The organism is Variovorax raffinosi (assembly GCF_051216615.1).
In the GTDB taxonomy this organism is placed as follows: Bacteria; Pseudomonadota; Gammaproteobacteria; order Burkholderiales; family Burkholderiaceae_C; genus Variovorax.
The window spans coordinates 101151-118377 of record NZ_JBPJZR010000012.1; the positions used below are offsets into that span (position 1 = coordinate 101151).

Below are 17227 nucleotides of genomic sequence, written 5' to 3' on the forward strand. Positions count from 1 at the left end.
GCGCCGTGATCGATTGGCTGACTGACATTTTTTCCGCGCTGCAAGGCTGGTTCTTCGAGGCGGCCGTGCAGCCGCTGGTCTATGCCATCGGCCTGGGCGGCTGGACCGAGGACGCCTTCGACGCCACCGGCTGGCTGCTGGTCGGCCTCATCCAGATCGTGGTGCTGATCGCGATCATCGGGCCGCTGCAGCGCTGGCGTTCGGTGGAGCCGGTGGTCGACCGGCACGCCATTCGCATCGACGTGCTGTACACGCTGATCCACCGGCTCGGCCTGTTCCGGCTGGCGATCTTCTTCACGCTGCAGCCCTTCTTCGACGATGCCATGGGCAGCCTGCGCACGGCCGGCTGGGGCACCTTCCACCTCGACGAGGTCTGGCCCGGCGTGACCGACGTGCCGGTGCTGGCCTTCGCCATCTACCTCGTGGTGCTCGACTTCGTCGGCTACTGGATTCATCGCGGCCAGCACCAGTTGAACTGGTGGTGGGGCCTGCATTCGCTGCACCACTCGCAGCGCCAGATGACGATGTGGAGCGACGACCGCAACCACCTGCTCGACGACATCGTTCACGACACGCTCATCGTGATCGTGGCGCAACTGATCGGCGTGGCGCCGGGGCAGTTCATCGCTTTTGTCGCCTTCACGCAGCTCAGCGAAAGCCTGCAGCACGCCAACCTGCGCCTGAGTTTCGGCGCCATCGGCGAGCGGCTGTGGATCAGCCCGCGCTTTCACCGGCTGCACCACAGCATCGGCCTGGGCCATGAGTCGAACGGCAAGAGCACGCTCGGCGGACACAACTTCGGCGTGCTGCTGCCGTGGTGGGACATGATGTTCGGCACCGCCAACTTCGAAGCGCGCTACGACCCGACCGGCATCCGCGACCAGGTCGAGCCCGATGCCAACGGCCGCGTGCGCGACTACGGCCGCGGCTTCTGGGCGCAGCAATGGCTGGGCCTGAAGCGAATGGTCGGGCGCGGTTGAGGGCCACAAGCCCCTGAAATTCCGGTCCGAGGCGTTATCCTCGCACCCTCATGCGCCTGCTCCTCGACTCCTTCTGGCGCGCGGTCGCCTACTGCATGCTGCCGCGCGTGATCGTGCTGTCGCTGCTGCCACTGGGTCTGATGATCCTGCTGGCCTCGGTGCTCGGGTATTTCTATTGGGACGCGGCCGTGGTCTGGACGCGCGGCGCGCTCGATGCCTGGCCGCTGCTGGCCAGTTTCTGGGCGTGGATCGGCCGGCTCTTCTCCAGCGACGTCAAGGCCATGCTGGCGCCGCTGGTGGTGGTGTTCGCCGCCACGCCGCTGATCGTGGTGCTCTGCCTGTTGATCGTGGCCGGCTTCATGGCGCCGGCGCTTACCAAGCTGGCGGCCGAGCGGCGCTTTCCCTCGCTCGAACAGAAGAAGGGCGCTTCTTTTTTCGGCAGTGTCGCCCGCTCGCTCGGCGTCACCATCCTGGCGCTGATTGCCCTCGTGGTCTCGATGCCGCTGTGGCTCATTCCACCGCTCGTGTTGATATTGCCGCCGCTGATCTGGGGCTGGCTCACCTACCGCGTGATGAGCTTCGACGCGCTGGCCGAGCATGCCAGCCCCGAAGAGCGCGCCACATTGCTGCGCGCGCACCGGCTGCCGCTGCTGTGCATCGGCGTGCTGTGCGGCTACCTGGGCGCCGCGCCGAGCATCGTCTGGGCTTCGGGGCTGCTCTTCGCCGCCGCTTTCTTCGTGCTGGTGCCGATCGCCATCTGGATCTACACACTGGTTTTTGCCTTCTCAGCACTCTGGTTTGCGCACTACTGCCTCGACGCGCTCGGGCAACTGCGTGCCCAGCGTGCAGCGGCCGAGGTTTCGGCTGCCAGCGGCGCGGCCGCCGGCGAAGCTGACAAGGCCGCTCTTTCCCAATGGGGTTCACCATGACACGCGCATTCGGTCTCATCGTCGTCGGCGACGAGATCCTTTCCGGCAAGCGGGCCGACAAGCACATGACCAAGGTCATCGAGCTGCTCGCCGCACGCGGCCTGCAGCTGAGCTGGGCCGAATACGTCGGCGACGAGCCCGCGCGCATCACCGCCGCGCTCGAGCGTGCTTTTGATTCCGGCGATATCGTCTTCTCGACCGGCGGCATCGGCGCCACGCCCGACGACCACACCCGCCAGTGCGCAGCCAAGGCGCTGCACGTGCCGCTAGCGCTGCACCCCGAGGCCGAACTGCTGATCCGCGAGCGCATGCAGGACACGGCGCGAGAGCAGGGCGTGCCCTACGAGCCGGACAGGGCCGACAACGTGCACCGGCTCAACATGGGCGTGTTTCCGCAGGGCGCCACGCTCATCCACAACCCGTACAACAAGATCCCGGGCTTCAGCGTCGGGCACGTGCACTTCGTGCCGGGCTTTCCGGTGATGGCCTGGCCGATGATCGAGTCGGTGCTCGACGGCCGTTACACCGAGCTTTTCACCCGCAATGCCGTCGCCGAGAAGTCGGTGATCGTTTTCGGTGCAATGGAAGCCACGCTCACCCCGCTGATGCAGGCCATCGAAGACACGCATGCTGGCATCAAGGTGTTCAGCCTGCCCAGCGTCGATCACCCCGAATACGGCCGCCACATCGAGCTGGGCGTGAAAGGTGACCCGGGCCGGCTCGATGCCGCCTATGCTCAGCTCATCGAAGGGTTGCACACCTTTGATGCCAAGCTCGGCCCAGAATTGGTGCGTTAATGTTTATCGCACCAAGTTGGTGAATTTCCGCCTCCATTTGGCGTATGCAGTGGTCACCAAAGCCTCTCGGGGTGAGGTGACAATGGCACAGAAACTGCATCCCTCGTCCCTGTATTCCTAACCACCATCCAACTCAGGAGAAACTGATGGCAAAGACCGTCGCCGATGTACTCAAGCTCGTCAAGGAAAACGAGGTCAAGTTCGTCGACTTCCGCTTCACCGACACCCGCGGCAAAGAGCAGCACGTGACCGTGCCCGTGTCGCACTTCGATGAAGACAAATTCACCTCGGGCCACGCGTTCGACGGCTCGTCCATCGCTGGTTGGAAGGGAATCGAAGCCTCGGACATGCAGCTCATGCCCGACCCGAACACCGCCAACATCGACCCCTTCTTCGAAGAAACGACGCTGATCCTGACCTGCGACGTGATCGACCCGGCAGACGGCAAGGCCTACGAGCGCGACCCGCGTTCGCTCGCCAAGCGCGCCGAGGCGTACATGAAGGCCTCGGGCCTGGGCGACACCGCCTTCTTCGGTCCGGAACCCGAATTCTTCGTGTTCGACGGCGTTCGCTGGAAGAACGACATGTCGGGCTGCTTCGTGAAGATCGACTCCGAAGAAGCCTCGTGGAACACCGACAAGGAATACGAACACGGCAACACCGGCCACCGTCCGGCGGTCAAGGGCGGCTACTTCCCGGTTCCCCCGGTCGACAGCTTCCAGGACATGCGCTCCGAAATGTGCCTGGTGCTCGAAGCCCTGGGCATTCCGGTCGAAGTGCATCACCATGAAGTGGCCAACGCCGGCCAGATGGAACTGGGCACCAAGTTCAGCACGCTGGTCCAGCGCGCCGACTGGGTCCAGCTGCAGAAGTACGTGATCCACAACGTGGCCCACGCCTACGGCAAGACCGCCACCTTCATGCCCAAGCCCATCGTCGGCGACAACGGCTCCGGCATGCACGTGCACCAGTCGGTCTGGAAGGACGGCAAGAACCTGTTCGCAGGCGACGGCTATGCAGGCCTGTCTGACTTCGCGCTGCACTACATCGGCGGCATCATCAAGCACGCCCGTGCCCTGAACGCCATCACGAACCCCGGCACCAACAGCTACAAGCGCCTGGTGCCCGGCTTCGAAGCCCCGGTGAAGCTGGCCTACTCGGCCAAGAACCGCTCGGCCTCGATCCGCATTCCGTTCGTGGCCAACCCGAAGGGCCGTCGCGTCGAAGCACGCTTCCCCGATCCGCTGATGAACCCGTACCTCGGTTTCGCCGCGCTGCTGATGGCCGGCCTCGATGGCGTGGAAAACAAGATCCATCCGGGCGAAGCCGCCAGCAAGGACCTGTACCACCTGCCGCCGGAAGAAGACGCGCTGATCCCGACCGTGTGCCACAGCCTCGATCAGGCCCTGGAATATCTCGACAAGGACCGTGCGTTCCTGACCAAGGGTGGCGTGTTCACCGATGCGTACATCGACGCATACATCGAGCTGAAGATGCAGGAAGTCACGCGATTCCGCATGGCGACCCATCCGGTCGAGTTCGACATGTACTACTCGCTGTAATCGCTTGATCGGCGAGCCCCTGACGGGGAAGTAAGACAAAAGGACGGCCTCGGCCGTCCTTTTTCCTTGGCGTGGAACATCTGGTCACCAATGGCGTCGAATTGCATGAAAATGCGCCTTTGTTGCGCCCTCCACCGATACACATGAAGACTGCTCCTCTCATTTTCCTGGCCGGCTCACTGATTGCTGCGCTGCCCGCGTTCGCGCAGGAGCGCGTCTGGCGTTGCGGCAACGAGTACACCAACAACGCCACCATTGCCCAGCAAAAGGGCTGCAAGGTTCTGGAAGGCGGCAACGTCACGGTCGTGCAGGGCACCAAGCCTTCGGGCGGTGGCGGCGGTGGTTCGTCGGGCTCGGGTTCGGCGGCTGCGCGTGCACCCGCAGGCAGTCCGCGCGTCGAAGGCGTCGACCAGCGCGCCCGCGACGGCGAGGCCCGCTCGGTGCTCGAATCCGAACTCAAGAAGGCCGAGGCGCGGCAAGCCGAGCTGCAGAAGGACTACAACAACGGCGAGCCCGAAAAGCAGGGCAGTGAAGGCCGCAACTACCAGAAGTACCTCGACCGCGTGGCCGAGATGAAGGCCGAGCTGGCACGCAACGAAAGCGACATCGCCGGCATTCGCCGTGAAATCGGCCGCCTGCCAGTCAAGCAGCCGCAGTAAGTAAGCAAGCAAGCAAGGAAAACATGGCATTCGGGAAGAAGGCGGTTGGCGCCAACGTGCGCTTTCAGACCTTCGACCTGCTGTCCACGCTGATTGCCGTGGTCAACAGCGACGGGTCTGTGTTGTTCGCCAATGCAGGGCTCGAAGACGCGCTGGGCACCTCGCGCCGCACGCTCGAAGGTTCGCAGTTCGGCGCGTGCTTTCATGAGCCGCAGGTGCTGCGCACCGCCATTGACGGCGCACGCAGCAACGACTTCGCCACGCTGCGCTACGAGGCCTTTCTTCGCCGCGTGAACCACGAGCTGATGCCGGTGCAGGTCACGCTCGCGCAGGGCGACAAGGCGGGTGAACTCATCATCGAGATGTCGCCGCTCGAACAGCAGGTGCGTCAAGACCGCGAAGAGCGCCTCATCGACCAGGCGCAGGCCAACAAGGAACTCATCCGCAACCTCGCGCACGAGATCAAGAACCCGCTCGGCGGCATTCGCGGCGCGGCGCAGTTGCTGCAGATGGAGGTCGAGTCGCGCGACCTCATCGAATACACCCAGGTCATCATCCACGAGGCCGACCGGCTGCAGACGCTGGTCGACCGGCTGTTGGCGCCACACCGCCGTCCGCACGTGGTGGGCGACGTCAACATCCACGAAGTCTGCGAACGCGTGCGCTCGGTCATCCTTGCGGAATTTCCGCGCGACCTGCACATCGAGCGCGACTTCGACGTGTCCATTCCCGAGTTTCGCGGCGACCGCGAGCAACTGATCCAGGCCACCCTCAACATCGTTCACAACGCCGCGCAGGCCCTGACGGAGCGGCGCGCGGCCGGTGACGCGCAGATCACTTTCAAGACCCGCGTGGCCCGCCAGGTCATCTTCAACAAGCAGTGGTATCGACTGGCACTGGAATTGCATGTCATCGACAATGGACCGGGTGTGCCGGACACGATCAAGGACCGCATCTTCTATCCGCTCGTCTCGGGCAGGGAAGGCGGGACAGGGCTGGGGTTGACGCTTGCGCAAACTTTTGTGCAACAGCATCACGGCGTGATCGAGTGCGACAGCGTCCCGGGCCGGACTGATTTCAAGATACTGATACCGCTGCCCTAGCGCAGCACGGCAACAAGGAGATGCATGAAGCCGATCTGGATAGTTGATGACGACCAATCGATTCGCTTCGTGCTCGAGAAGGCTCTGCTGCGCGAAGACTTGCCCACGCGCAGCTTCACCAACACGCGCGAGGTGCTCGCAGCACTCGAACAGGCCGACGACGACGAACAGCAAGGCCCCCAGGTCCTGGTGAGCGACATCCGCATGCCGGGTGGCTCGGGGCTCGACCTGCTCGACAAGATCAAGGCCAAGCACCCCGGCCTGCCGGTCATCATCATGACGGCGTTCTCCGACCTCGACAGTGCCGTGTCGGCCTTCCAGGGCGGCGCCTTCGAATACCTCCCCAAGCCTTTCGACCTGCCGCGTGCGGTCGAGCTGATCCGCCGCGCGGTCGACGAAAGCCAGCGCGAAGAGGTGGCCGAAGAGCGCATGGTCGCGGCGCCCGAAATGCTGGGCCAGGCGCCCGCCATGCAGGACGTGTTCCGCGCCATCGGCCGGCTCTCGCAGAGCAATGTGACGGTGCTCATCACCGGCGAATCGGGCTCGGGCAAGGAGCTGGTGGCGCGTGCGCTGCACAAGCATTCGCCGCGCACCAACGGCCCGTTCGTGGCCATCAACACCGCAGCCATTCCGAAGGATCTGCTGGAGAGCGAACTCTTCGGCCACGAGCGCGGCGCCTTCACCGGCGCGCAGACCATGCGGCGCGGCCGCTTCGAGCAGGCCGAAGGCGGCACGCTGTTCCTCGACGAAATCGGCGACATGCCCTTCGATCTGCAGACGCGACTGCTGCGCGTGCTGAGCGATGGGCATTTCTACCGCGTGGGCGGCCACAACTCGGTCAAGGCCAATGTGCGCGTGATCGCGGCCACCCACCAGGACCTGGAGCAGCGCGTCAAGCTCGGCGGTTTCCGCGAAGACTTGTTCCACCGCCTCAACGTGATCCGTCTGCGCCTGCCGGCACTGCGCGAACGCGGCGAAGACGTGCCCGCGCTCACGCGCCACTTCCTGCAGGTGAGCGCACGGCAGCTCGGCGTCGAGCCCAAGCGGATCTCCGAAGCGGCGCTGGCCAAGCTCGCGACCTTCGGTTTTCCGGGCAATGTGCGCCAGCTGGAGAACATCTGCCATTGGCTGACCGTGATGGCGCCGGCGCAGCTGATCGAGACCAAGGACCTGCCTCCCGAAGTGATGGCCGTGGCCAGTGCTGCGACGGCCGCAGTGGACGGGCATGCAGCCGAAGCCGCAATTGCAGCAGCAACGACAACGCTGCAGCCCATGGCCTCTGTTGCGTACGGCGCGGAGCATGACCCGGTAGCAACGACCACTGCCACGCCCGCAACTGCCGAAAGCACCCCAAGCGGTGTGAGCAGTTGGGAGGCCGGCCTCGAAGTCGAAGCCCAAGCCTTGCTCGCGGCAGGCCGCACCGACGTGTGGGACGTGCTCTCGCGCCGCTTCGAATCCAGGTTGATCCTTACCGCGCTGACCAACACACGCGGCCGGCGCATCGAAGCCGCACAAAAGCTCGGCATCGGCCGCAACACCATCACCCGAAAAATCCAGGAACTGGGTATCGAGTAAAGGCCCCGACGGGGCCTTTTTTATTTGCTGCGCTGGCCCAGGGTGATGGAGTCGATCTGGAACTTCCCGCTCTTGTCCCAGAGCCATGTGTCGACATACGTGTGACTGCCGAGCTTGCCCGGAGAGGGCAGCGGCGACGTGGCCTTGATCAGCTCGGCAATCATCGGCGGCACTTCCGGCGCATGGCTTGGCACCCGGCTGAAGGCCACGTTCACGACATTGCCGTTTGCGTCGAGGTCGGTCTCGACCACCACCACCGCATAGACCAGCGGCGGGATCTTGCCCTTGTAGATGCGGTTGGCGTACTTGCTGTAGATGTGGCGCGCGCCGAGCTTGCGATAGGCCCGCACGGCGGGCGTCTGCGCGGTGATCAGCCGCACGGTCGGCACGTCGCGGCTGCCCGGTGAGGCCTCGTCGGCGGGCGTTGTCGCGACGGGCTTGCCGTCCTCCGTCTTGTCCGCCGGCTTCAGCAGCGAGCAGCCGGCCATCGCGAAGGCTGCGAAGGCCGCGACGGCGACCGCAAGCGCTCGAAGTGCCCTTGGAAGGCCAGCAGCGGCATGCGAGGCGGCTGCATGCGCAGTCATCGGCTCAGGCGCCTTGGTCGAGGTCGAGCACCACCGGCGCATGGTCGCTCGGCTTTTCCCATTTGCGCGGCACGCGATCGATCACGCAGCCCTTCACGCGCGGCACCAGCGGGTCGCTCACGAGGATGTGGTCGATGCGCAGCCCGCGGTTCTTCTGGTAGCCCAGCATGCGGTAGTCCCACCACGAGAAGCTCTTCTCGGGTTGCTCGAACATGCGAAAGCTGTCTTTCAGACCCAGGTCGAGCAGCGCCTTGAAATGGTTGCGCTCTTCGGTCGTGTGGTGGATGGTTTCCTTCAGGCCCACGGGGTCGAAGCTGTCGCGGTCTTCCAGCACGATGTTGAAGTCGCCCAGCAGCACGAGGTTCGGATGCGTCACCAGTTCCTGGCGCAGCCATTCGCGCAAGGCGTCCAGCCACTTCATCTTGTATTCGAACTTGTCCGAGCCCGGCTCCTGGCCGTTCACGAAGTAGCCGTTGACCACGCGCAGCGGGCCCGCTGGCGTATCGACCGTGGCAGCGATCACGCGCGACTGCTCGTCCGTGAAGCCGCCGATGTTCTTCACCACGTCGCGCACCGGCGCGCGGCTCAGGATGGCCACGCCGTTGTAGGTTTTCTGGCCGAACACGGCAGCTTCATAGCCCGCGGCCTTGAGCACGTCGAGCGGGAACTTGTCGTCGGTCATCTTCAGCTCTTGCAGGCAGAGCACGTCGACCGGGTTGGCAGCCAGCCAGTCGAGCACATGCTGCAGCCGGGCGGTGAGGGAGTTGACGTTCCAAGTTGCTATTTTCATGTGGGAAAAATACTGTTTAAAATCAAGTGCTTAGGAGATTGGTCTGGCTGGAAAGCTACCCTGGCTACCCGCCTAGCTACCCAAAATACAAGGGCTTCAAACGGGGTCCGGCACTTGATCATCCTAGCTGTCCTCGGTCGATTCTCGAGCCTTGAGAAGTTCTGAAACACTCTCCGCCGTGATGCGGCTGCCGCGCTTGCCGACCTTCACCAAGGTGAGGTGCTTGTCACGAACAAGCCGGTACACCGTTGAGCGCGAGACGTCGAGCATCTGCGCCACGCGGTTGACCTGGAATGCCATGCAGGGTTGATTGGTCATGGTGTTGAATTGGTTGGATGCTGGCGCGAAGGCGCGCGCGGTCGACGACGGCAAGATGGTGAGCATGGAAGTCATCCCGCCGCCTCCCTCTCGCTAAGCCCGGTCTGAGCTGCGGCGCGGACGATTGCACGGCGTGTGGCGACAAGCCCGTCGTCATCGAACGTTTCTCCGATGTCAGGGTAAGGCCAGTGGCTTTCGACCATCACGATTGCGTTGCACACCGTGACCTTGAACTTGAGTTTCACCGCCAGCCGCAGCGCGTCGCCGTCGTCGGTCAGCGGGTTCCATGGACCAGATTTTTGGCCAGGATTGCGAGCACTGTCGGAGATCAGGAAATCTCTGTGCATTGGGTCATCCAGCCTCGACCGAATGCCCGATATTCCAGCAGCCTTCGCCGCCGCTTCAAGTAGTGCTCTATCGTCCATTTGCATCCCCTCCCTTGGCCCTTATGGCAGCGGCACAGTCAAAGGCGCCATCGGACAGGCCTTCAAGATGTGTGCTGGTCTTGCGTCCCTGACGCCATTGTTTCGACAGTGCGTCCGCCCGCTCTTCGCACAGCTTTGCTGCGCGCTCTGTGGCAGCGTCGAATATTGCGCGCATCTGGTCGGCGGTGTAGAAGCCATCGCCCTTCTTGTTGTCGAAGTTCTGGGCCCGAAAGCCGATGAAGTCGCCCATCTTGGAAGTGATTCGATAGGCAGGCTCTGGCAGCAGCGCCTCAAACTCATCGCGAATGGTGCTCATGAGGGCTCCTTCAGGACGGCATGCGCTCGCGAATAGAGCGCGTCGGACAGAAACGATTCACCCTCTGGGTCGATGCTGTCCGTCAAGACGTCATGCATCACGGCCTTCAGCGCCTCAATCTCCGTGTCCTTCGCCTTGAGGGCTGCTTCGGCGTCGGAGAGGCGGCAGAGGGGCGTTTCGTTTCGGGAATGTTCCTGTTGGTTGAATGACAACAGCGTAGAGCGACACAAGGTTGCCCAAGGCCCAGATGGAAAGCTCTCACGCTCTCCGTCGTAGTAGGCCCAAGCCACCACTGGCAGAGCCTCGCGGATGGGATCGATTGGGGTTGGGGTGGGCATCATGTAGCCTCCGTCAAGATTTGCCATGCTGCTGCTGCCACTCGGCTAACCTGCCCGTTGCCAATGGCTTTAAGTCGGTGAGACCGATGGGCCACCCCATCAGCAATTCGGTCCATTCCGGATTCAGATGGCCACCGTGGGTGGCAAAGATGGCGTGGTCCAGCCTGTCGTTCTCCCTGCTGCGGCCGTCTTTCCTGGTGAGCGCATTCAGTGAGCTGCACTTGTGCATGCTCGCTACTGGCGTCGGCCAGTTCCGCGACCATCCAGAGACGCTCTCGCAGGTGAGGTGCGCCGGCGTCGGCCGCAGAGAGCACTCCCCATTCCGCATCGAACCCCATTGCGGCCAAGTCTCCAAGTACTCTTCCGAGTCCTCTAGAAGTGAGCATTGGAGAGTTTTCCACGCGCACGAATCGGGGTCGAACTTCGCGAATGACCCGAGCCATTTCCGACCAGAGGCCGGAACGCTCTCCGTCGAGACCATCGCCCCCCCCCGCGGCGCTGACGTCCTGGCACGGGAAGCCTCCCGAAACCACGTCAACAATGCTTCGCCACGGTCGCCCGTCAAAGGTGCGCACGTCATCCCAAATCGGGAAATGCGGGAATGTTCCGTCGGCTTGTCGGGCCAATAGAACTGATCTGGCATAGGCGTTGTATTCGACTGCACAGACGGTTCGGTGTCCAAGCAACATGCTTCCGAGAATGCCGCCACCAGCGCCGGCGAAAAGCTCCAGCTCATTCACTGTGCCTCCTTCTTGCCATTCCGAACGCGCGCGACTACATCGTCTCGGAACTGCTCAGCCTCTCGCGCCTTTTGGCGCGCAGACTTCAGTAGCGCAACGAACATTGGAATGCGGGCTGATTCAATGACCCCCGCGCCGGCGCACCCGTCATGGCCCATCAGATGCTCAGGGTGCGATTCGCAGTACCAGTCGCCAGCTATGCCCGTCAGAGCCTGCCCTGGTGCAGCGCGAGCGGCGAGGGCGGCACAGAACGATTGCCAGTCGGCGGCCTTGAAGCACACGCCACCTCCAGACTGGAACATCGCGCCATGCTGTTCAGCCAGCGTAGTTGCCGTCACCGCCTCAGGCCTCGAAGCCGTGCTGAGTTCTGGCGCTGCGTGCGTGGATGCCTCTTGGAGCGCAGCAGCTTCACAAGCATTCCACCCTGAGAGGAAGTGCCACCATGCGGGCGCTGCACTCGGCGGGATTTCCTTGGCGCGATGCTGTCCGAATGCTGTACTGACCAGTATGTTGAAGTCACCCATCACAGCGCTCCCTTGCCATCGGCAGGCTGTGCGGCGGTGAGGGCGGCAAGGATCGATACGCGCGCCCTGGCCCGCACTTCGGCATGCACGCGGTTCGCATGGTCGGGCCAGCCTCCGTACACGTTGCGCACGATCTGGATCACGTCATCAATGGCAGCGTCGCTGAGTGCTGGCCCCTTGGTGCTTGCGCTCTGCTGGGGTGGTGGTGCTTCCTCGCGAGATGCGAGGGCGGCAATGGCCCAGTGCACACCAGCCACGAAGTCGCCCGTGGATTCGCCGGCACCTTGGACGGCAGCGGCATTGATTTCTTTGTCGGTCAGGCTCATAGGCGACACACGCGGCAAGCGGTGCTCCGGTTGGTTTTGCGAAGTTGGCGACCGCTGGCGAACTCTCTGCCGAGAGATTCGAGGTCGGAGGGCCATGTGTCACGGCCGGGCGAACGGAAGGTGTGGCCCATCTTCTTTTCGACGGCAACGCCCTCCGCGTAGACCTCCGGGTACTGCTCCCACAGGTCTTTCCATTCTTCGATGCGCTGGTGATAGCACCACGCGCAATCGGTGCGCTGGGGGATGGTGACGCCCATCTTGTCGAGGTGGCGCCAAACGTCAGCCTCGGTGAACCCCTGTTCACGCAGCGGGAAACGGATCAGCATGTCCTCGCCGTAGATGCCCCGGCGCATTTCCTCATCGGCACGCAGTCCCACGTAGAGCGTGCTGTCGTCAGGCAGCGACTCCATGTAGGCAATCGTCGGCTCGATCTTGAGAATGCGCGTGCACCACCTGGCGCGAAAGTTCGGGAGCATCTGCTGCTCTTCGATCAGGCCGAGCAAGTCGGTCGTGTGCGTCACCGGCTTGATCGGCTGGCCGAGGATGCGTTCCAGCCGCTCCCAGTGGGCGACCATCGGAGGCAGTTCGTTGCCGGTGCGGTTGCAGATGAACTCGTATTCGCGCGGCTCGTTCTCGACCAGCCACAACGCAAGCGCCGTGCTGTCCTTGCCGCCAGATAGACCGACGACATGCTTGCCTTCGCTCACGACTTGTCCTCCTGCACGCGCGCAGCGATAGCGGCACTGGGTGCGGCGAGGAATGATCGCGCCTCGCTCAAGCATTCACCCCAAGCGCCATCCACATAGCAGCGATGCTCAGGCGCGTTGTTCTGCGCATCGTCGTTGATGTCGATGAGGGCAGCTAACAACGAATGCGCCGTCGCTGGCTCGCCGCTGATGATCGCCACCGCCCCGGCCTGCTCGATGGGGGCGACAGTGGGTGCAGCGAGCAGCGCATCAATCTGCGCAAGCAAGGCATGGGAGCCGCTGGGGTCTTGCATCGCACCGTTGTGCTCGAAGCGAGGGTTTTTCAGTGCAAAGCTACCAACGAAGTAACGCGCCTGCGCGAGAAGCGCCACGGCGCCGGCCTGCTCATGACCGACAGCGCCATCCTTGGCGGCGAAACCGCAAACCCGCTCGATGCTTACACCGCCGATCTCAAACGCGACGGAGAGCGGGCCGCCATTGGTGCCCATGTCTTCCTCGTGTTGGGCGAAGTCATCTCTGATCTGCAGAAGTACTTCGTCATCCTCTTCGCCGAGCCATTCACGGACCATGAAGCGCCGCACGCCCTCCCAGTCCGCGACCAGCTCAGCACTTGGGAGGTCGGTCTCTCCCCATGCACGGCACAGGAAGGCATCAAAGGCTTGCGCCACCGCCTCGCCGCCCTTGCTGCTGGCCTGAGGGGCGCCCTGGGAAATTGGAATGCACCCCCGCTTGCTGCAATGGGCGACACATTCGCAGGCGTCGCAGATCTGGTGGTCGGTCATGGTGGGCCTCAGGCAGCTTGAAGAAGTTCAGCGACCGAATGCGAGCGGTCGAACTCGGCGATCACCTCAGCCATGTAGGCGCGGGCGTGCATCACCTTCTGGAACATTGCGGTCTCCTTCTCAGGATTGCGCCGGATGGTCCAACTGGTTAGCCTCAGGTGCTCAGGAATGTGACTGACAACGTGAAGGGCGAGCGGATCAAATCCGATGAGCTGCTCGGGCGTGTCAATTAGTGCGTAGTTCACTTCCCATTCTTCAGCGCCCCAGAGGGCCATATACCCACGCATCTGCCATTCGTAGAGCTTGTCTTCGCAGTCAGTTGTGGAGATGGGGAATGTCTTGATGGACCAAGACGATTTCAGGTCATGGCCGCGCTTGCGATCGGTGTCGTACAGGTCGCACTCGCCGGTAATGAAGTCGTTCGAGCGCCGTTCGTTGTTTTTCTCAAGAGTCAGGCCGCGAACCCGGTTGAGAAGTTCGATGCTTTCGCCTTCGACCTCAATGCCCTTGGTGGTCTCCTTGCTGGAGAAGTCGAATTCCACGCTGAAGATTTCCTGCGCGGCAAGCTCGCGAATGTAGGTCTTGGCGCCAACCGAAAGAGGACCTTCCTTCTGGGTCTTTGGCTCGGTCATCAGCTTGCCGATGGCAGAGCAGCGGAACTTGAAGTCAAGCATGCTCAGCCTCCAGATCGGCCGCACGTGTCTTCACTGCTGTGGCGAATGACAAGTAACCATCGCGGTCCTTGGCATCTTGAAACGCCTTTGTTCCGTCGCGCCGAACATCTTGAAGATCTTTGGCCGTTTTCGCGGCGGCGGCTTTGTCTGCCCACAGCTCACGGCGCATGGACTGCACGCCGCCGTTGCCGTCGTTGTCATCGCCGCCTTCAGCCACACCACATACCGCCTTGAGCGTGTAGCGCTGCAGATAGCTGACCGTACTTGCGCGTGACTGGATGGCGTTCTTGGCGCCTCCTGCATCAGGCGGACCACCCATCGACACGGATTCAGAGTGTCCGAGTACATGCTTGAGCGTGCACGTAACCTCGATCCACTGCGGCTCGTCGCGTGTCACCTTCCAAGAGGCGCTGAGACCGTGCCTAGAAAGCGCTGGGGTGACCGCATCGACCACGCCATGCAACTCGGCGTAACTCTTGCCCTTGAGTGGCCCGTCTGTAACATCCTTGCCCTTGAGGACGCGCACCGCTTCGGCCTTGAAGTCCGAGAACGCGACGTTGTAGGCCTTGAGGGCTTCACTGGCCTCCCATTCCTTCTGCAGCGCCAGCATGTCGCGCAGTTGGTCCATAGTGCCGCCCGCCTGGATGAAAGCGAGAGCATTTCCCATCGGACCAGCTACGGCAGGAGCCGAGACTTCGCGCGAGGGCTGAAGGGCTGGCGTGCTATGCGCTTTGGGCGTCACGTCGAGCAGGTCAATAGTGTCTTCAGTAGCGGGTTGCATGACGATCTTTCAGCGAAAGAGGAAGTAAACCGAAGAGGCGAGGGCAACGGCAGCAACAGCAATCAGCAGGTTGCCAACCCACGATGCGGGCTCGTCGTCGCCAATGGGGCTGTAGAGGTCGTTGTTCATGAGGCCTCCACTTCGTCTCTGTAGTCTTCAGCGATCAACACGCATAGCTTGATGAGGCGGCGTCGTGCTTTCGTTTCGTCTTCGCTGAGGTTTTCAGCGTCGAGGTTTTCCCAGCAATCGCGCAGGTCGGCCAACGTGTTCTGGAACCGGCAATAGCTCATGTTGCCCATGATTCACTCCTTCGCCACAAGGGCGCGTCTATTGATCGCCGCGAACTCCGCAGCGCGTTCTTGAGAGATATCTGCCACTGCTTGAGCAGCTTCAGATTCGGAGGGGCCGTCGAAGCGCTCGCCAACGGCGTACAGAGCGATGACGAACAGGGCGCCTGCGATGCCCTTGGCGTGGTCGGAGATGAGGCGGTTCATGGCGCGGTCCCGAAGGTGTCGAGAACGCGACGAGCGACACGGCTAGTGCTGGCTGTGCCGGCGCCGTACTTGCCGCTGGCGTTCAGCACTTGGCTGACAGTGACAGGGCTTACGCCCAACAGTTCAGCCACTGCGCAGCGACGGCGAACACGGCAAGCGCTTTGCAGCAAGGCGAACCATGCTTCACCCATGTATGAGGGTGTGATCTGAGAAGTCATGGCCGATCCACCTTTCCATCCAGCGTTGCAGGACCGGGATAGCGACGGAAGGCATCCGCATCGGGTTCGTCTTCCTCCAGGTCGCAGCAAATTTCGCAAAGCTGTTCGCGGATCGGCCCTTGCTTCTCGTCGCGCTGGTCACAGCGAGACAGCAAGAAGTTCAGTTCGTCCAGCAGCTCCTGGTTCGACATGCCGCCGAAGTTGAAGATGCGTTCGCGTTCAGAGCGCATCAGGAACAGGCGGTCGCGGCGAATGCCCGGGTTGAGTTCGCTCGCCAAGAAGCGTGGGGCGATGTTTGACGGTACGGCGCTCATGTCGCGCTCCCGGTGGCGTTGGCGTCGTCCAAGTACCGCAGCTTCCACGTCGGGTGAAATCGACGCGCTGCCGTGTCACCGTCGAGGTGGATTTCCAAGTGCGCCCCCTTGGCGCCCTTGATCGTTCCAAGCTGCGCTGCTTCGGCGCCCGTGTATTCGATGCGACCACCAACCTCTGCAGGAACGCGGTAGGTCTCGCGGATGTAGTTCATGCTCATACAGCACCGCCTTCTTTGGCGATTGCGGCACGGCAATCGTCGGCGAGAGCGACCCAACAGGTAGCCTCAGCTTCGCTGTAGTGCTTGCGGTTGAATGCAGCTTCGCGCTCGAAGCGGGCAAGCTCACGGCGCAGGAATCGCTTACGTTGCGCGCTCACGATGCAACCGCCGTCAGGTGCGCGTGGTCAGCGCAATGCGAGAAGCCTGAGTGGCCGCGGCCGAAGCCCTGCCCGCACTGGCTGCATGCGATGCCTGGGAGGCGAGGTCCGGGAATCGCGAAGCCCTTGGGCACGATGGAGCGCCACACGTCACCCGACGGGTCCAGCTCGACCTGCATGTCCCACAGGCGCTGAATCTGCCGGCGGCCGTCGCGGTAGTACTCGCCCGAGGCCATCTCGTAGCGCCACTCGGCATCGGTCGTTTCCTTCAGCGCCACGAGGTACGCCAGCTTGCGCTCGGCGCGGTCGTGATCGTTCAGCAGGTTCTGCTCTGCAGCGCGTTGACCAACAGGCGTCAAAGCATTCCGACCGAAGCGCCAGCCGAACGGCTCGAAGGCTTCCAACTCAGCCTTGAGCTCTTGCACTGGCCTCGGGCGAATGACCACAAGCGCCGGCACTTCGGATTGAGGGGAGAAGAGGTAGGTCATGCCGAGGCCTCTACGAACTTCCCGTCATCGTCCAGGCGGTAGAACACATCGGCCTTGATGCCGTCTTCGCCCACGTAGGCCACGCTCATGCGGAAGCGCTTTTCAGCTTCGACCCAGCGAGGGAGTGAGATGCACCCAAGTTCGCCAGCCTTGGCCGTGCAGTTCGTCGCCGCAGCTACAATAATCGATGACTTGCCCGATGCAGCGAGCTGGCTGTAGTTGCCCGATGCAGCGAGCTTGCTGGAGTGGCCCGATGCAGCGAGCTGGCTGTAGTTGCCCGATGCAGCGAGCTTGCTGGAGTGGCCCGATGCAGCGAGCTGGCTGTAGTTGCCCGATGCAGCGAGCTTGCTGGAGTGGCCCGATGCAGCGAGCTGGCTGGAGTCGCCCGATGCAGCGAGCTGGCTGGAGTCGCCCGATGCAGCGAGCT

General features: G+C 62.9%; 27 protein-coding genes. 7 read left to right on the forward strand and 20 right to left on the reverse strand.

Annotated elements, in window-relative coordinates; genetic code table 11:
* The first annotated feature begins 5 nt into the window (after positions 1-5).
* From ACSFB7_RS29055 to ntrC, 7 genes are all read left to right on the forward strand, one after another.
* A complete protein-coding gene (locus ACSFB7_RS29055) occupies positions 6-980 on the forward strand; it encodes a sterol desaturase family protein (RefSeq protein WP_435475791.1) in 975 nt (324 codons plus the stop codon).
* Between the two features lie 50 nt (positions 981-1030).
* Entirely contained in the window at positions 1031-1909 is an 879-nt protein-coding gene (locus ACSFB7_RS29060; protein WP_435475792.1) for an EI24 domain-containing protein, read from the forward strand.
* On the forward strand, positions 1906-2706 hold the full coding sequence (locus tag ACSFB7_RS29065; RefSeq protein WP_435475793.1) for a competence/damage-inducible protein A: 801 nt from the start codon (positions 1906-1908) through the stop codon (positions 2704-2706). The genes ACSFB7_RS29060 and ACSFB7_RS29065 overlap by 4 nt, the downstream gene beginning before the upstream one ends.
* Before the next feature lie 146 nt (positions 2707-2852).
* Positions 2853-4268: a type I glutamate--ammonia ligase gene (gene glnA, locus ACSFB7_RS29070; RefSeq protein WP_187108704.1), complete on the forward strand. Its 1416-nt coding sequence runs from the start codon at positions 2853-2855 to the stop codon at positions 4266-4268.
* 143 nt (positions 4269-4411) lie between these two features.
* Positions 4412-4927 (forward strand): hypothetical protein, encoded by a 516-nt coding sequence (locus ACSFB7_RS29075; RefSeq protein ID WP_435475794.1) that lies wholly within the window; start codon positions 4412-4414, stop codon positions 4925-4927.
* Positions 4928-4950: 23 nt separating this feature from the next.
* Positions 4951-6030: a nitrogen regulation protein NR(II) gene (glnL, locus tag ACSFB7_RS29080; RefSeq protein WP_435475795.1), complete on the forward strand. Its 1080-nt coding sequence runs from the start codon at positions 4951-4953 to the stop codon at positions 6028-6030.
* 24 nt (positions 6031-6054) lie between these two features.
* Positions 6055-7605 carry a nitrogen regulation protein NR(I) gene (gene ntrC / locus ACSFB7_RS29085; RefSeq protein ID WP_435475796.1) on the forward strand — a complete coding sequence of 517 codons (1551 nt, stop codon included), beginning with the start codon at positions 6055-6057 and terminating at the stop codon, positions 7603-7605.
* A gap of 20 nt (positions 7606-7625) precedes the next feature.
* Here the strand turns inward: ntrC and ACSFB7_RS29090 are convergent, their stop codons facing one another.
* The 20 genes from ACSFB7_RS29090 to ACSFB7_RS29185 all read right to left on the reverse strand — a co-directional run.
* Entirely contained in the window at positions 7626-8189 is a 564-nt protein-coding gene (locus ACSFB7_RS29090; RefSeq protein ID WP_435475797.1) for a hypothetical protein, read from the reverse strand.
* Between the two features lie 4 nt (positions 8190-8193).
* Positions 8194-8979: an exodeoxyribonuclease III gene (gene xth, locus ACSFB7_RS29095; protein WP_435475798.1), complete on the reverse strand. Its 786-nt coding sequence runs from the start codon at positions 8977-8979 to the stop codon at positions 8194-8196.
* Between the two features lie 123 nt (positions 8980-9102).
* Complete coding sequence (locus ACSFB7_RS29100) at positions 9103-9363, reverse strand: helix-turn-helix domain-containing protein (protein WP_435475799.1); 261 nt, start codon at positions 9361-9363, stop codon at positions 9103-9105.
* A gap of 5 nt (positions 9364-9368) precedes the next feature.
* Positions 9369-9722, reverse strand: coding sequence for a hypothetical protein (locus tag ACSFB7_RS29105; RefSeq protein ID WP_435475800.1), 354 nt, complete (start codon positions 9720-9722; stop codon positions 9369-9371).
* Positions 9712-10038 carry a hypothetical protein gene (locus ACSFB7_RS29110; RefSeq protein ID WP_435475801.1) on the reverse strand — a complete coding sequence of 109 codons (327 nt, stop codon included), beginning with the start codon at positions 10036-10038 and terminating at the stop codon, positions 9712-9714. Before ACSFB7_RS29110 ends, ACSFB7_RS29105 begins: the two co-directional genes overlap by 11 nt.
* Positions 10035-10376: a hypothetical protein gene (locus ACSFB7_RS29115; protein ID WP_435475802.1), complete on the reverse strand. Its 342-nt coding sequence runs from the start codon at positions 10374-10376 to the stop codon at positions 10035-10037. Before ACSFB7_RS29115 ends, ACSFB7_RS29110 begins: the two co-directional genes overlap by 4 nt.
* Positions 10376-11116 (reverse strand): DNA cytosine methyltransferase, encoded by a 741-nt coding sequence (locus ACSFB7_RS29120; RefSeq protein WP_435475803.1) that lies wholly within the window; start codon positions 11114-11116, stop codon positions 10376-10378. The genes ACSFB7_RS29115 and ACSFB7_RS29120 overlap by 1 nt, the downstream gene beginning before the upstream one ends.
* Positions 11113-11640 carry a hypothetical protein gene (locus tag ACSFB7_RS29125; protein ID WP_435475804.1) on the reverse strand — a complete coding sequence of 176 codons (528 nt, stop codon included), beginning with the start codon at positions 11638-11640 and terminating at the stop codon, positions 11113-11115. The genes ACSFB7_RS29120 and ACSFB7_RS29125 overlap by 4 nt, the downstream gene beginning before the upstream one ends.
* A complete protein-coding gene (locus ACSFB7_RS29130; RefSeq protein WP_435475805.1) occupies positions 11640-11966 on the reverse strand; it encodes a hypothetical protein in 327 nt (108 codons plus the stop codon). The genes ACSFB7_RS29125 and ACSFB7_RS29130 overlap by 1 nt, the downstream gene beginning before the upstream one ends.
* The gene (locus ACSFB7_RS29135; RefSeq protein WP_435475806.1) at positions 11963-12673 is read right to left on the reverse strand and encodes a phosphoadenosine phosphosulfate reductase domain-containing protein; all 711 of its coding nucleotides are present in this window, start codon (positions 12671-12673) and stop codon (positions 11963-11965) included. Before ACSFB7_RS29135 ends, ACSFB7_RS29130 begins: the two co-directional genes overlap by 4 nt.
* Positions 12670-13455, reverse strand: a complete 786-nt coding sequence (locus ACSFB7_RS29140; protein WP_435475807.1) for a hypothetical protein — start codon at positions 13453-13455, stop codon at positions 12670-12672. The genes ACSFB7_RS29135 and ACSFB7_RS29140 overlap by 4 nt, the downstream gene beginning before the upstream one ends.
* A gap of 8 nt (positions 13456-13463) precedes the next feature.
* Positions 13464-14129 (reverse strand): hypothetical protein, encoded by a 666-nt coding sequence (locus ACSFB7_RS29145; protein ID WP_435475808.1) that lies wholly within the window; start codon positions 14127-14129, stop codon positions 13464-13466.
* Positions 14122-14910 (reverse strand): ERF family protein, encoded by a 789-nt coding sequence (locus tag ACSFB7_RS29150; RefSeq protein ID WP_435475809.1) that lies wholly within the window; start codon positions 14908-14910, stop codon positions 14122-14124. Before ACSFB7_RS29150 ends, ACSFB7_RS29145 begins: the two co-directional genes overlap by 8 nt.
* A 125-nt stretch (positions 14911-15035) precedes the next feature.
* A complete protein-coding gene (locus ACSFB7_RS29155; protein ID WP_435475810.1) occupies positions 15036-15209 on the reverse strand; it encodes a hypothetical protein in 174 nt (57 codons plus the stop codon).
* Between the two features lie 3 nt (positions 15210-15212).
* Positions 15213-15404 carry a hypothetical protein gene (locus ACSFB7_RS29160; protein ID WP_435475811.1) on the reverse strand — a complete coding sequence of 64 codons (192 nt, stop codon included), beginning with the start codon at positions 15402-15404 and terminating at the stop codon, positions 15213-15215.
* Positions 15405-15618: 214 nt separating this feature from the next.
* Positions 15619-15936 carry a hypothetical protein gene (locus tag ACSFB7_RS29165; protein ID WP_435475812.1) on the reverse strand — a complete coding sequence of 106 codons (318 nt, stop codon included), beginning with the start codon at positions 15934-15936 and terminating at the stop codon, positions 15619-15621.
* Positions 15933-16154, reverse strand: coding sequence for a hypothetical protein (locus ACSFB7_RS29170; protein ID WP_435475813.1), 222 nt, complete (start codon positions 16152-16154; stop codon positions 15933-15935). Before ACSFB7_RS29170 ends, ACSFB7_RS29165 begins: the two co-directional genes overlap by 4 nt.
* A complete protein-coding gene (locus ACSFB7_RS29175) occupies positions 16151-16312 on the reverse strand; it encodes a type 2 periplasmic-binding domain-containing protein (RefSeq protein WP_435475814.1) in 162 nt (53 codons plus the stop codon). Before ACSFB7_RS29175 ends, ACSFB7_RS29170 begins: the two co-directional genes overlap by 4 nt.
* Positions 16309-16800 (reverse strand): hypothetical protein, encoded by a 492-nt coding sequence (locus tag ACSFB7_RS29180; protein ID WP_435475815.1) that lies wholly within the window; start codon positions 16798-16800, stop codon positions 16309-16311. The genes ACSFB7_RS29175 and ACSFB7_RS29180 overlap by 4 nt, the downstream gene beginning before the upstream one ends.
* Positions 16797-17227 (reverse strand): YdhT family protein (locus ACSFB7_RS29185; protein WP_435475816.1); only part of this gene is annotated, 431 nt, incomplete at its 5' end. The genes ACSFB7_RS29180 and ACSFB7_RS29185, both read right to left, overlap by 4 nt.

What these genes read in the sequence shown, in the direction of transcription:
- ACSFB7_RS29060 (WP_435475792.1), top strand. Translation starts at nt 1,031, where the DNA reads ATGCGCCTGCTCCTCGACTCCTTCTGGCGCGCGGTCGCCTACTGCATG.
- ACSFB7_RS29065 (WP_435475793.1), top strand. Translation starts at nt 1,906, where the DNA reads ATGACACGCGCATTCGGTCTCATCGTCGTCGGCGACGAGATCCTTTCC.
- glnA (WP_187108704.1), top strand. Translation starts at nt 2,853, where the DNA reads ATGGCAAAGACCGTCGCCGATGTACTCAAGCTCGTCAAGGAAAACGAG.
- ACSFB7_RS29075 (WP_435475794.1), top strand. Translation starts at nt 4,412, where the DNA reads ATGAAGACTGCTCCTCTCATTTTCCTGGCCGGCTCACTGATTGCTGCG.
- glnL (WP_435475795.1), top strand. Translation starts at nt 4,951, where the DNA reads ATGGCATTCGGGAAGAAGGCGGTTGGCGCCAACGTGCGCTTTCAGACC.
- ntrC (WP_435475796.1), top strand. Translation starts at nt 6,055, where the DNA reads ATGAAGCCGATCTGGATAGTTGATGACGACCAATCGATTCGCTTCGTG.
- ACSFB7_RS29090 (WP_435475797.1), bottom strand. Translation starts at nt 8,189, where the DNA reads ATGACTGCGCATGCAGCCGCCTCGCATGCCGCTGCTGGCCTTCCAAGG.
- xth (WP_435475798.1), bottom strand. Translation starts at nt 8,979, where the DNA reads ATGAAAATAGCAACTTGGAACGTCAACTCCCTCACCGCCCGGCTGCAG.
- ACSFB7_RS29100 (WP_435475799.1), bottom strand. Translation starts at nt 9,363, where the DNA reads ATGCTCACCATCTTGCCGTCGTCGACCGCGCGCGCCTTCGCGCCAGCA.
- ACSFB7_RS29105 (WP_435475800.1), bottom strand. Translation starts at nt 9,722, where the DNA reads ATGGACGATAGAGCACTACTTGAAGCGGCGGCGAAGGCTGCTGGAATA.
- ACSFB7_RS29110 (WP_435475801.1), bottom strand. Translation starts at nt 10,038, where the DNA reads ATGAGCACCATTCGCGATGAGTTTGAGGCGCTGCTGCCAGAGCCTGCC.
- ACSFB7_RS29115 (WP_435475802.1), bottom strand. Translation starts at nt 10,376, where the DNA reads ATGCCCACCCCAACCCCAATCGATCCCATCCGCGAGGCTCTGCCAGTG.
- ACSFB7_RS29125 (WP_435475804.1), bottom strand. Translation starts at nt 11,640, where the DNA reads ATGGGTGACTTCAACATACTGGTCAGTACAGCATTCGGACAGCATCGC.
- ACSFB7_RS29130 (WP_435475805.1), bottom strand. Translation starts at nt 11,966, where the DNA reads ATGAGCCTGACCGACAAAGAAATCAATGCCGCTGCCGTCCAAGGTGCC.
- ACSFB7_RS29140 (WP_435475807.1), bottom strand. Translation starts at nt 13,455, where the DNA reads ATGACCGACCACCAGATCTGCGACGCCTGCGAATGTGTCGCCCATTGC.
- ACSFB7_RS29145 (WP_435475808.1), bottom strand. Translation starts at nt 14,129, where the DNA reads ATGCTTGACTTCAAGTTCCGCTGCTCTGCCATCGGCAAGCTGATGACC.
- ACSFB7_RS29150 (WP_435475809.1), bottom strand. Translation starts at nt 14,910, where the DNA reads ATGCAACCCGCTACTGAAGACACTATTGACCTGCTCGACGTGACGCCC.
- ACSFB7_RS29155 (WP_435475810.1), bottom strand. Translation starts at nt 15,209, where the DNA reads ATGGGCAACATGAGCTATTGCCGGTTCCAGAACACGTTGGCCGACCTG.
- ACSFB7_RS29160 (WP_435475811.1), bottom strand. Translation starts at nt 15,404, where the DNA reads ATGAACCGCCTCATCTCCGACCACGCCAAGGGCATCGCAGGCGCCCTG.
- ACSFB7_RS29165 (WP_435475812.1), bottom strand. Translation starts at nt 15,936, where the DNA reads ATGAGCGCCGTACCGTCAAACATCGCCCCACGCTTCTTGGCGAGCGAA.
- ACSFB7_RS29170 (WP_435475813.1), bottom strand. Translation starts at nt 16,154, where the DNA reads ATGAGCATGAACTACATCCGCGAGACCTACCGCGTTCCTGCAGAGGTT.
- ACSFB7_RS29180 (WP_435475815.1), bottom strand. Translation starts at nt 16,800, where the DNA reads ATGACCTACCTCTTCTCCCCTCAATCCGAAGTGCCGGCGCTTGTGGTC.